Here is a 12,208-nt window from a genome sequence, read left to right as displayed (position 1 = left end):
ATATCATTATTTATTTTTCAGAAATCCCGCGAAATCCTCAAATATCAATTAACATTTCTGGATAAAACGGAATGCTCCTCAATCACGATTAGGATTATTGGTAGCTTTAATTTTCAAACCACCTTCCCTGCATCCAAACGTTCAACAAGAAAATCAATCATACTACGGGGAAACTGCAGTGCTCATCAGGGCACGGCATTTCCGACGGTGCGGTGTGATAGCATAGATGCAGAAACGAAAAGGCATTCCCGCAAAGGAATGCCTTTTTCTTTTAAGCATATTTTTTAAGCACTGCTTTTTTAAGCAAGCAGGCGTCAGACCACCGGCAGTTTATCCAGAATCGCCTGTGCGGTATTCACGTCTGTCACTAATGAATTAATCATGCCTGAACGCACGGCACCGATAATCCCTGCCGCTTTTTCCGGCGTTGCCGCCACGCCGATAGTCAGCGGCGTATTGCGTAGCTGTTCAACCGAGGCCGCAATCATTCGCTCCTCGCCTTCCCAGTGCAATAACTCTCCGGTTCCCGTGAAGTAATGGCGCAGCACATCGCCTGCGGCATCGCTCAATGCCTGCTCACCGGGCGTCGCGGTAGTGGATTCACTCGGTTTCGGGGTATGCGTCAGACCCACACCGACAATCGCCGCATCGAGTTTGTCCCACAGTGAAATGATTTCCTGCACGCTCGGGTCCGAGAGAAACGCATCACGCAGTTCCGCCGAAGAAAGATAAGGGGCATGAAGAAAATACGGTGTGCCTTCCATCTGTTCCGCCGCACGGCGCACGAACTCGGTTATCTGAAAATGCGGCGCAGATTGTTGCATCCCGCCGTTGAGCGCCACGGTCATGATCCCCGGCAGACGGGGCATACCGGCCAGCGTGACTTCGCGCACTGCTCTTCCCCAGCCGATGCCGAGCACCGATCCCGCGCCTAAACCGGCTTCCTGTAAAAGAGAAGCCAGCGGCGTCGCCAGCGCGCCGAGCACATTACCCGGCGGTGCATCCACAACATACGCATGTTTCAGCCCGAGACGTTTTATCAGGTCTGCCGTCATGTCTTCCGGTGACGATAATCCCACCACTTCGATGCGCACAATCCCCGCCGCGCGGGCTTTATTCAACAACCGGGAAATGGTTGCCGTCGACACATCCAGCTTGCGTGCAATCTCCACCTGAGACATATCAGACTCGTAATGCAGCTTCGCCACCAGATGCATCATGGCACGCGTTGCTGCAATATCTTGCAAAATTGGCTCTTTCAGCTTGAAATTCCTTTCAGTAATGAATTACACTCAAATCGTCGATTGAGGGATTATTGCGCAACACCTGTAAAAATGCAATGTGCCGGATCGGGCTTCAACCCTTGTAATACGGCATGTTACGCGATTTTCCGCCCCGTTTTTTCAGGGGGGAAAGACAGAACGTCCAGTGTAATCGAGATTTTTTAATCTGTAATAAATTTCACGCAAAGGAGAGTTCCATGTCAAAGATGTCTACCTCAGAATTACGCAGCTACCAGCAGATTTGCGGTAAAAATGGCGCGATGCTGGTGATCGCCTGTGATCAGCGCGGTGCCATGCGCAGCCTGCTCGCCAGCGACCCGCAACAGCAATCTGCCATTTCAGAACACGAACTCGGGCTGATTAAAGCCGACATCACGCAATATCTTGCCAGCAAAGCCTCCTGCGTACTGGTCGATCCGGTCTGTGCCGTTCCGCAACTGGTGGACAACGGCATTATTGCCCGCGACACCGCGCTGCTGATTGGCCTGGATGCGTCGGGCTGGGACAGTTCGCCGGAAGGCTACCGCCTGTCACGGCTGGTGGAGAATGTCGATGCACGTCGTGTGCGTGAACTCGGTGCGACCGGCGGCAAAATCATGGTGTATCTGCGTTCAGACCAGGAAGCAGCAAACCGTCATAACATTGATATTCTGCGCCAGAGCATTGAGGATTTCGCCCGCGAAGACCTGCTGCTGGTGGTGGAGTTTCTGACCTATAAACTCGACAACGAAACCGAGGAAGAATATAAAGAAAAAGTCCCGTCTCTGATTTATGGCGGCACCAAGATTTGTCTGGAATGCGGCGCGAAGGTGCTGAAACTGCCTTATCCTGGCTCAAAACAAGCCTGTGCTGACATCACAAAACTCGCTGGCGACGTGCCGTGGGCCGTGCTTTCTGCCGGGGTTGACCATTCCACCTTCCTCAAACAAGTGGCAGATGCCATGAGCGAAGGCGCATCAGGCGTTATCGCAGGCCGTTCATTATGGAAAGACTGCATCTCACTGGACCGCAACGCGACGAAATCCCGTCTTGAATCGCTGGCGGTACCGCGTCTGAACGAACTTCAGGCCGTCATTGAACAGTATTTCCATGCACCGTCACACAACCAGACACAACAGGTGGAACATGTCTGAAAACAGAAATGCCTCACGAAATGGCTCAACCGGCAAACGCGTCATCCTGGTGAACGGGATCCCGGCGTCAGGTAAAAGCCGGCTCGCCGTTGAGCTTTCTGCATACAGCGGCTGGCTGCAACTGTCGCTTGATGGCATTAAAAATCCGTTTCTTCAGCGATTAGAGAATGTTGACCGCCCTTTTAACCGCGTACTCGGGCTGGCAAGTTATCAGGTTATCTGGGACATCATCGGCGGCGCGCCCGAAGGCAGCACCTTTATTGTCGATGCCTGGTTTGGTTTTCAGCCCAAAGAGGTGTTGCAGGATTATCTGCAACGGGCGGGCATATCGCAGGTTGTGGAAATCTGGTGCCAGATTGATGCTGAACTGGCGGCCGAACGATTTTCTTCACGGCTGGGCGAGCGTTTACCGGGACATGTCGGGGCAGAATATATCCCCGAATTAAAAATTCTCGCAGGAAAAGCACGACCAATAACCCCGGGACCAGTTTATTCTGTTGACCAGAATGTTATCGGCCAAAATAAGCCTGTAAATATTGTTGATATTCATGCGTGGATAATCAATTCATTCAATACGCAAATTCAATAAATACTGACCGGAGGAAATATTCATTTACTGAAAAAGTAAGTTAATTCTGATATCAGGACCTTGTTAAACCTCTACTATCATTCATTCTTTCAGGTCTTTTGAAATTATTATCTTTCATTGATGGCTAATAGGATTGGATAGATCACAGTTTTTATTTTAATTAAATATCATACTGAGAAAAGACCCTATTCATATGAAGAGGTATTATGTTAAGCGACTGGATTAATGAAAATAACACGCAAATCATTAGCAAAATAGATGACTGGAAAAGTGCCGTGGCATTTGCCGTGCAACCATTAATTGATTCGGGCGCAGCGGAAAGTCGTTATCTTCAGGCTATATATGATATGCACCGGGAAATCGGGCCTTATTATGTTTTGGGCGAAGGTATTGCGATGCCGCACGCCCGGCCGGAAGAAGGGGTTAACCGAACGGCACTGTCTTTGGTCATTGTTTCAGAAGGCGTTGAGTTTGGCAGTGAAGATAATGATCCGGTTTACGTTATCTTCGCGCTGGCCGCGGTGGACAGCCATTCACACATCGAAATGATTGCCAGCCTTTCCCATCTGTTCTGCGATGACGAGGCAGCGGAACGATTAAAACGCAGTAAAAACAAGCAGGAAGCATTAGAGATTATCCGACAGTTTTAGACGTGAAGTGAAAAAAGATAAACATAACCCTTTATGAACACCTACAAAGAACGTAAGGAAAAATGATGAAAAAGCTATCAATCCTGGCGGTATGCGGTGCGGGTCTGGGCAGCAGTTTTGCCTGTGAAATGAGTATCGAAGCGGCACTGAAGGATCTGGGTGTGGAAGCCGATTTATCACATTGTGATATTTCAAGCGCCACGTCTTCAAGAGCCGACATTATTATGACCGGCGAAAATTTCAGATCGCAATTCCAGCATTACACCATCAACGCCAATATTATTTACCTGAAAAGACTGGTCGATAAAAATGAAATAAAGAGCAAGCTGACGCCTATTCTTCAGGAGATGGGTCACCTGGCCACTTAATAACAGACCCACTCAATTCACAATACTTATAAATCGATAAAACAATTACCGTGAACTCTACAGGGGACGCTTATGTCTTTCCTTCACTTTATTGTCAATGATGTATTAGGCCAGGCATCAATTTTAATCTCACTGATCGCCATGATTGGTCTGATCGCATTAAAGAAAAGCACCGGCCAGATCATTACCGGTACATTAAAAACGCTGCTGGGTTTTCTGGTTCTGCTTTCCGGGGCCAGCATTATTGTTAATGCCCTGACCTTTCTGGGTGAAATATTCCAGAAAGGGTTTCACATGCGCGGGATTGTTACCGACGTCGGTTCTATTGCCGGTATCGCACAACAAACTCTCGGCCGTGAAACCGCATTAATTATGGTTCTGGCGTTTATCGTTAATATCCTGATTGCCCGCCTGACCCGTTTCAAATATATCTTTCTCACCGGACAAGCATCGCTGTGGATGGCCACGGTGTGTTCCGTTATCGGTTATATGGGCGGCTTGCGCGGCACGGAACTGATCCTGACTGGCGGCATTATTGCGGGCGTCATGGCCGTCGGGATGCCGGTGCTGGCTCAGCCGATTGTGCGTAAAATCACCGGGTCCGATGATATTGCACTCGGCCATTTTTGCACCATCGGCTATATCGTGCAGGCAGGCGTGGCGAAAATCACCGGCGATGTCAGTAAAAGCACCGAAGATTTCGAACTGCCGCAATCTTTCTCGTTCCTGCAGGACACCTACCTGTCGATGATGGTGGTGATGATCCCGATTTACCTGATCCCGGCGATTGCCGCAGGCCCGGAAGTCGTCGCGCCTTACGCCAACAGCGTTAATTATCTGGTCTATTCGTTCCTGCAATCCATTCAGTTTGTGGTCGGTGTTTACGTTCTGCTGTCGGGTGTGCGCCTGTTGCTGGCTGAAATCGTACCGGCATTTCGCGGCATCGCCCTGCGCATCGTCCCGAATGCCATTCCGGCACTCGATTGTCCGGTGCTTTTCCCGTACGCACCGAACGCCGTCATTATCGGTTTCATCTCTACCACCATTGGCTCCATCATCGGTATGTTCCTGTTCCCGAGTCTCGGGCTGGCGATGATTTTACCGGGCATGCTGACCAACTTCTTCGCGGGCGGCACGGCGGGAATCTTCGGCAATGCAGTCGGCGGACGACGCGGCGCGATTATCGGCGGTATCTTCCACGGCCTGTTTATCACCCTGCTGCCTGCGCTGTTGCTGCCGCTGCTGGGCAAGTTCGGCTTCTCGAACGTGACGTTCAGTGACTCAGACGTGATCAGCGTCGGGCTGGTATTCGGCCATATTCTCAACTTCTTCCACTAAGCAAGCCGGAGGTCATGGTTATGGACACACGCATTGAGCAAATTCTGGCGCAGCAACTGCCGCCGCAGGAGTCGGCGAAAGCGCTGAATGAGCTGGGAAAACAGTATCAGGAACAGCAGGATCTGGACGCGGCCATTGCCTGCTGGGAGCAAAGCATGGCCTGTTACGGCAAGCCGGGTTTTGCACAGGCACAGCTGATGAAAGCCTACAATGCGCGACGGCGGCAGTGCTCTGAAGCCGGTGACGGCAAAGGGCTGGAGCGATTTTCCGAAAAAATCGATGCACTGATGCAGCAAAGTAAGGATGCAATCCGCTACGGATTCTGAAGCAATTAAAAGCCAGAACAGAGGTTCTGGCTTTTGTTTTGCACGTCTTTATTCTTCCCAATCCTTACGTAGAATAGAGGCTGCCCCCGCCGTGAGGGCCTAATCACTAAGGATTTACTATGCCGATGATCCGTCTGGAAATGTTTCCTGGCCGTACCCCCGAACAAAAACGTGACTTTGTCCGCGAAGTGACCCGCCTGGCAGCAGAAACCCTGAAATGTAAACCTGAAAGTGTGGATGTGGTGATCACTGAAATACCGAAATCACATTGGGCAAAAGGGGGAGTGTTGCCGGAAGAATAACAGGCGGAGATGAATCGTCGTCAGCCAGCACGCATTAATGTGCTGGCTGAGCAACGGATAAGGATGTTTTTACTGCTGTAACGATTTCGTCCGCTGCGCAAAACTCTTGCGCAACTTTTGCAGTTTCGGCGGGATCACCGCCATGCAATAACGGTTCTGCTGCCCCGCACCATCCCAGTAGTTCTGGTGATAGCCTTCGGCCACATACACTTCGCCGAGTGGTTCGATGCTGGTCACAATCGGATCACTGTGATCGTGCTGCGCGCGCAGTATCGCCGCTTCCGCCTCTGCTTTTTGCTGTTCATTGGCCGGGAAAATCGCCGAACGGTATTGCGTGCCGACGTCATTCCCCTGGCGGTTAAGCTGGGTCGGATCGTGCGTCACAAAGTGAATATCCAGCAAATCGCCGTAAGTCAGTTTTTCCGGGTCAAACCCCACGCGGATGGCTTCCGCATGACCAGTCGTGCCGGTACAGACCTGCTCATAATTTGGGTTCGGGCGACGCCCGCCGGTGTAGACACTTTCCACCGACTCCACGCCAATGACGTCTTTGAACACCGCTTCTGTACACCAGAAACAGCCGCCACCGAAAATAGCGTATTCGATTGTCATACAGACTCCTTCACTGAGGGGGTAGAGGAAATATGGGGACGAATAATGCTGAGATAAAGGTATGGCATTAAAAAAACAGAATGTGAAATTCTTATCGCCGGTAAATGATATTATTTTGTGCCTGCTTATTTCCCTGTAAATAGTGTTGATATTGTGTCTGATTGATCTGACTTTTTTTTCGTGGCAGACTCACTGGCATTGAAATACATGGAATTCCCCTATGAAAGATGTCATTGAAGGTTTCCTCAGATTCCAGAAAGAGGCGTTTCCACAGCGTTCTAAGTTATTCAAAGAACTGGCGTTAAACCAAAATCCTAAGACCTTGTTTATATCCTGTTCTGACAGCCGGTTAGTGCCGGAATTAGTCACGCAGCGTGAACCGGGCGAACTGTTTGTTATCCGTAATGCCGGTAATATTGTGCCGCCATTCGGGCCGGAACCGGGCGGCGTTTCCGCCACGGTGGAGTACGCCGTCATGGCGCTGGGCGTAAAAGATATCGTCATCTGCGGGCACTCCAACTGCGGCGCAATGAGCGCGATTGCCAACTGCACCTGTCTGGATCATATGCCAGCGGTCGCACACTGGCTGCGTTATTCCGATGCCGCAAAAGCCATCAATGAATCCGTCGAACACGAAAACCCTGAGGCACGCGTCAACGGTATGGTGCACCAGAACGTCGTGGCCCAGCTGAGTAACCTGCGCACGCATCCTTGCGTAGCGGTCGCCCTGGCGAAAGGGGAAATTACCTTGCACGGCTGGGTGTATGATATTGAATCGGGTTGCATCGAAGCCTTTGATGCGAAAAGCGGAGCCTTTATTTCGCTGTCCGATAACCCGGAAGTACGCGCCAGTTAATTACCCGTTAAATAAAACATCCGGAACATTTTTAAATAATGTTCCGGATGATAAATCAGCGACTTAAGACTTATTATATTGTTATCTTAACCTCTGCCGTAATATCCCCCTGCCTGCACGACAGTTAACTGATTTCTCTTTTACGCCACAGCGAGAATAATTGATGCCTGTTATCACGTTAAACCGTCTGGCTGATTTGCCAGCCGCACAGTGGGATGCGCTGGTGCCTGCGCAGCAGCCTTTCCTCAGCTATGCATTTTTATCCGCGCTGGAAGACAGCGGCAGCCTCGGGCCGCATTCCGGCTGGCATCCGCAGCATCTTCTCTGGCAGGAAAACGGGGAAATCCGCGCCGCCATTCCCGGCTATCGCAAACGCCATTCTTACGGCGAATACGTGTTTGATCAGGGCTGGGCGGATGCCTGCCAGCGTTCAGGTATTGCCTATTACCCGAAATGGCTGGGTGCGGTGCCGTTCAGCCCGGTGACCGGCGCACGGCTGCTGGGCGATGAATCTGCTGCGATCAGTCTGTTGCAGGCACTGCCGGATTTTCTGCAAGAAAATGGCCTGACCGGCGCACACATCAATTTTACCGATGAGCGCGCCAACCGGCTGATCGGCGGTGAAGCGGTCTGGCAGCACCGGCAGGGCCTGCAATATCACTGGCAGAACCGCGGTTATCGCGATTTTCAGGATTACCTCGACGCACTCACCTCACGCAAGCGCAAACAGTTTCGCAAAGAGCGCGAACAGGTGGCCGCGCAGGGCATTGATTTTGTCTGGCTGAAAGGCGCGCAGGTGACTGAAGCACAATGGGATTTCGTTTATGCCTGCTACAGCAATACCTATGCGGTACGCGGCCAGTCACCGTATCTGACCCGCGCATTTTTCAGCCTGCTGGCGGAAAGAATGCCGGAGGCGATCCGCGTGGTATTCGCGCAGCAAAACGGCCGTGATGTCGCCATGGCGTTCAGTTTAATCAGCGGTGATACGTTTTATGGCCGCTACTGGGGATGCGTGGCGGAATTCGACCGGCTGCATTTTGAAACCTGTTTTTATCAGGGAATGGAATACGCGATTGCCAGCGGCCTCAAACGGTTTGATGCGGGCGCACAGGGCGAACACAAACTGCTGCGCGGCTTTGAGCCGGTGATCACCGACTCATGGCACTATTTACGTCATCCGGGTTTGCGTGACGCCGTGGAAGATTTTTTAGTGGAAGAGCGTGCCGCCGTGCAGCGCTGGGCGGACGAAGCCCGCGAAGTGCTGCCCTACCGGCACGACGTCTGTTAAGTTCGGGCCCTAATCCATGCCGACAAATCCACCGGTCTGGTGTTGCCACAAGCGCGCATAAAGCCCGCCGTGCGCCAGCAGCTCGGCGTGATTGCCCGTCTCAACAATCTGCCCTTTTTCCAGCACCACCAGGCGGTCCATTTTGGCAATCGTCGATAAGCGGTGCGCAATGGCAATCACCGTTTTACCGCCCATCAGCGTCTCCAGACTTTCCTGAATAGCCGCTTCCACTTCGGAATCCAGCGCCGACGTGGCTTCATCCATGATCAGGATCGGTGCGTTTTTCAGTAATACGCGGGCAATCGCAATACGCTGACGCTGGCCGCCGGAAAGTTTGACGCCGCGCTCACCGACATGCGCATCCAGCCCGGTACGGCCCAGCGAATCATAAAGTTGCGGAATGAATTCATCGGCACGCGCCTGACGAATTGCCAGTTGCAACTCCTCTTCCGTCGCGCCCGGCCTGCCGTACAGCAGGTTGTCGCGGATGGAACGATGCAGCAGCGAGGTGTCCTGGGTAATCATACCGATTTGCGCGCGCAGGCTTTCCTGCGTGACGTCGGCAATATTTTGCTGATCAATCAGAATGCGACCGCTGTCGATGTCATACAGACGCAGCAGCAGATTCACCAGCGTGGATTTCCCCGCGCCGGAAGGCCCGATCAGGCCGATCTTCTCGCCGGGACGGATTGCCAGATCCAGATTGGGGATCACCCTGCCGCCTTCTCCGGAATTCTCTTTGCCGTAATTAAACTGAATGTGATCAAAGTGGATCGCCCCCTGATCGACTTTCAGCGCTTTCGCCTGCGGGATATCCGTTACCGTCAATGGCCGCGCAATGGTGTGCAGGCCGTCCTGCACCATGCCGATATTTTCGAAAATACCGTTCACCACCCACATGATCCAGCCGGACATATTCACAATACGAATAACCAGACCCGTCGCCAGCGCGATAGCCCCGACGCTTATCAGCGACTGGGTCCACAACCACAAGGCAAGACCGGTGGTGCTGACAATCAGCAACCCGTTCAGCGTGGTGACCGACACGTCCATGCCGGTGACCAGACGCCCTGCCAGTTGGGTTTTCTCGGTCTGTTCGCTAATCGCTTCGCGCGCGTATTTTTGCTCGAGATCGGTATGCGCAAACAGTTTCAGCGTCGTGATGTTGGTGTAACCGTCGACGATGCAGCCCATCAGTTTTGAGCGCGCTTCCGATGACTGCACCGAGCGTTGTTTCACACGCGGCACGAAATAACGCAGGCAAACGCCGTAACCGAAGATCCAGATAATCAGCGGGATCATCAGCCGCCAGTCCGCCTCGGCAAACAGGAACAGCGCACTGGCGGCGTAAATCACCACATGCCAGATGGCGTCCACCGCCTGCACCGCCGAATCGCGCAACGAGTTACCGGTCTGCATAATGCGCTGGGCAATGCGCCCGGCGAAATCGCTCTGGAAAAAGTTCAGGCTCTGTTTGAGGACATACTTATGATTCTGCCAGCGGATCATGCTGGTCATGCCGGGACTGATAGCCTGGTGAACCAGCAAATCATGCAACCCGATAAACACCGGCCGCAGGATCATCGCCACCGCCGCCATCCATAAAAGCTCGCCCATATGGTCGGTGAAAAAACTGCCCGGCGGTGTGTCTTTGGTCAGGTCGATAATCTGGCTGAGATAGCTGAACAGCGAAACCTCAATCAGCGCACCGATCAGTCCCACCACCAGTAAAACGGCGAAACTCGGCCAGACCTGACGCAGATAATAAAGATAGAAAGGCAGAACCTGATCCGGCGGTTCAGCAGCCGGTGCCTCACGGAAGATGTCGATCATTCGCTCGAAACGGCGAAACAGCATAGCGATCCCCTTTATGATATCCCTGCCGGCGTTGCTGGTTTCCATGCCATTTCAACGCCGTAAAGGGGAAAGCTTAGTGCAAATCGCCGGGATTGCGGCCGGTTATTTCTTCAGCACCGCATCTTTTTGCAGCAGCGACAGGACAAACGCCAGCACCATCACGCACGCGGCAATCAGATACACCGAGTGCAGCGCCGAGCCAAATGCCTGCAAATAATCAGCGCGGATGGCGGCCGGTAATTCCTGCACCGCCTGCGCGCTGAGTGAGCGGGGAAGCACCGTGCCTTCGGGGATCAGCGCCACCAGTTGATCACGCAGAACGTGGGTGAAAATCGCCCCAAACATTGCCACGCCGATGGAACCACCAATCGAGCGGAACAGTGTCACACCGGAGGTCGCCACGCCCATTTGTTTCATCGATACCGAGTTTTGTACCGCCAGCACCAGCACCTGCATCACCATCCCCAGGCCGAAACCGAGCACGCCGATGTAGAGATACAGCATATGTACCGGCGTGCTGACTTTCAGAAAGCCCAGCAGCACCATACCGGCGAAACTCAGTAAGGTGCCGATAATCGGAAAAATACGATAACGGCCAATACGGCTGATCAGACGCCCGCTGACGATCGAACTGAACAGCAATGCGCCCATCAGCGGCAGCAGTTGCATCCCCGCTTCTGACGGCGACGAGCCTTTCACCACCTGCAGATACAGCGGCAGGAAGGTCATCGACCCCATCAGTGACATGCCGATAATAAAACTGATTGCGCAACTGAGCAGGAAGGTGCGGTCGCGGAACAGACCCAGCGGAATGATCGGCTCGGCCGCCAGCGTTTCTTCATAAATAAAGCCACCAAGGGTCACCAGCCCGAACGCCAGAATGCACCACAGTTGCGGATCCGACCACTGATACACCGTGCCACCTTCGCTGGTGAACAAGATGATGCAGGTCAGCGCCGCCGCGAGATACCCCGCGCCGAGAAAATCGATTTCATGGCGGATGCGTGCAGTCTGCGATTTCAGCGCCACGCCAATCACCAGCAGGGCGAAAATCCCCAGCGGCAGATTGATGTAGAAAATCCAGCGCCAGGAAATATGCTCAACCAGAAAACCACCGATCAGCGGCCCGATGACGGTCGCCAGACCAAATACCCCGCCGAACAGCCCCTGATATTTCCCACGCTCGGACGGCGGAATGACATCGCCGACCGCCGCCATACTGACCACCATCAGCCCGCCGCCGCCCAGCCCCTGCAGGGCGCGCATCAGAATCAGTTGCGTCATGTTCTGCGCCAGCCCGCACAATACCGAACCGAGCAGGAACACGATAATCGCCGTTTGCAGCACGATTTTGCGACCGAGCAGATCACCAAACTTACCGTACAGCGGCACCACAATGGTGGAGGCCAGCAGATAAGAGGTCACCACCCACGAAAGCTGATCCAGGCCACCGAGCTCGCTGACGATAGTCGGCAGCGCGGTGGACACAATCGTCTGGTCGAGTGCGGCCAGCAGCATCACCAGCATCAGCGCGGAGAACAGCAGCTTTATCGAAGGCTTCTGTTCCGCCACCTCGCTCTGTGCCGAATTTATTGTCGTCATG

At 53.1% G+C, this 12,208-nt stretch carries 13 protein-coding genes; 9 read left to right on the top strand and 4 right to left on the bottom strand.

Features of this window, described 5'->3' with window-relative positions; translation table 11 throughout:
- Positions 1–314: 314 nt before the first annotated feature.
- The gene (locus HGO41_RS09685; RefSeq protein ID WP_013573509.1) at positions 315–1,247 is read right to left on the bottom strand and encodes a sugar-binding transcriptional regulator; all 933 of its coding nucleotides are present in this window, start codon (positions 1,245–1,247) and stop codon (positions 315–317) included.
- A gap of 233 nt (positions 1,248–1,480) precedes the next feature.
- Here HGO41_RS09685 and HGO41_RS09680 point away from each other — a divergent pair, with 233 nt between their 5' ends.
- The 7 genes from HGO41_RS09680 (at position 1,481) to HGO41_RS09650 (ending at position 5,989) form a co-directional block, all read left to right on the top strand.
- Entirely contained in the window at positions 1,481–2,416 is a 936-nt protein-coding gene (locus HGO41_RS09680) for a tagatose-bisphosphate aldolase (protein WP_013573508.1), read from the top strand.
- Positions 2,409–3,005 (top strand): P-loop nucleotide/nucleoside kinase family protein, encoded by a 597-nt coding sequence (locus tag HGO41_RS09675; protein ID WP_013573507.1) that lies wholly within the window; start codon positions 2,409–2,411, stop codon positions 3,003–3,005. Before HGO41_RS09680 ends, HGO41_RS09675 begins: the two co-directional genes overlap by 8 nt.
- A 206-nt stretch (positions 3,006–3,211) precedes the next feature.
- Positions 3,212–3,655, top strand: coding sequence for a PTS sugar transporter subunit IIA (locus tag HGO41_RS09670; RefSeq protein WP_013573506.1), 444 nt, complete (start codon positions 3,212–3,214; stop codon positions 3,653–3,655).
- A gap of 65 nt (positions 3,656–3,720) precedes the next feature.
- On the top strand, positions 3,721–4,023 hold the full coding sequence (locus HGO41_RS09665; protein ID WP_013573505.1) for a PTS sugar transporter subunit IIB: 303 nt from the start codon (positions 3,721–3,723) through the stop codon (positions 4,021–4,023).
- A gap of 72 nt (positions 4,024–4,095) precedes the next feature.
- Entirely contained in the window at positions 4,096–5,361 is a 1,266-nt protein-coding gene (locus HGO41_RS09660; RefSeq protein ID WP_013573504.1) for a PTS sugar transporter subunit IIC, read from the top strand.
- Positions 5,362–5,381: 20 nt separating this feature from the next.
- Positions 5,382–5,687 (top strand): hypothetical protein, encoded by a 306-nt coding sequence (locus tag HGO41_RS09655; RefSeq protein WP_013573503.1) that lies wholly within the window; start codon positions 5,382–5,384, stop codon positions 5,685–5,687.
- Positions 5,688–5,806: 119 nt separating this feature from the next.
- The gene (locus HGO41_RS09650; RefSeq protein ID WP_013573502.1) at positions 5,807–5,989 is read left to right on the top strand and encodes a 4-oxalocrotonate tautomerase; all 183 of its coding nucleotides are present in this window, start codon (positions 5,807–5,809) and stop codon (positions 5,987–5,989) included.
- Between the two features lie 69 nt (positions 5,990–6,058).
- Here HGO41_RS09650 and msrA read toward each other — a convergent pair whose 3' ends face one another.
- Positions 6,059–6,601 (bottom strand): peptide-methionine (S)-S-oxide reductase MsrA, encoded by a 543-nt coding sequence (msrA, locus tag HGO41_RS09645; protein WP_013573501.1) that lies wholly within the window; start codon positions 6,599–6,601, stop codon positions 6,059–6,061.
- Between the two features lie 220 nt (positions 6,602–6,821).
- Between msrA and HGO41_RS09640 the strand changes: the two genes are divergently transcribed.
- Complete coding sequence (locus tag HGO41_RS09640; RefSeq protein WP_013573500.1) at positions 6,822–7,457, top strand: carbonic anhydrase; 636 nt, start codon at positions 6,822–6,824, stop codon at positions 7,455–7,457.
- A 163-nt stretch (positions 7,458–7,620) separates the two neighbouring features.
- Positions 7,621–8,748 carry a GNAT family N-acetyltransferase gene (locus HGO41_RS09635; protein ID WP_013573499.1) on the top strand — a complete coding sequence of 376 codons (1,128 nt, stop codon included), beginning with the start codon at positions 7,621–7,623 and terminating at the stop codon, positions 8,746–8,748.
- A gap of 9 nt (positions 8,749–8,757) precedes the next feature.
- Here the strand turns inward: HGO41_RS09635 and HGO41_RS09630 are convergent, their stop codons facing one another.
- Positions 8,758–10,605, bottom strand: a complete 1,848-nt coding sequence (locus HGO41_RS09630; RefSeq protein ID WP_013573498.1) for an ABC transporter ATP-binding protein — start codon at positions 10,603–10,605, stop codon at positions 8,758–8,760.
- Between the two features lie 102 nt (positions 10,606–10,707).
- The gene (locus tag HGO41_RS09625; protein WP_013573497.1) at positions 10,708–12,207 is read right to left on the bottom strand and encodes an MDR family MFS transporter; all 1,500 of its coding nucleotides are present in this window, start codon (positions 12,205–12,207) and stop codon (positions 10,708–10,710) included.
- Between the last annotated feature and the right edge of the window lies 1 nt (position 12,208).

The organism is Rahnella sp. CG8 (assembly GCF_023701875.1).
GTDB classification, from domain to species: Bacteria; Pseudomonadota; Gammaproteobacteria; order Enterobacterales; family Enterobacteriaceae; genus Rahnella; species Rahnella aceris.
The sequence above is the reverse complement of the archived record's forward strand: the minus strand, read 5'-3'. Positions and strand labels throughout refer to the sequence as shown.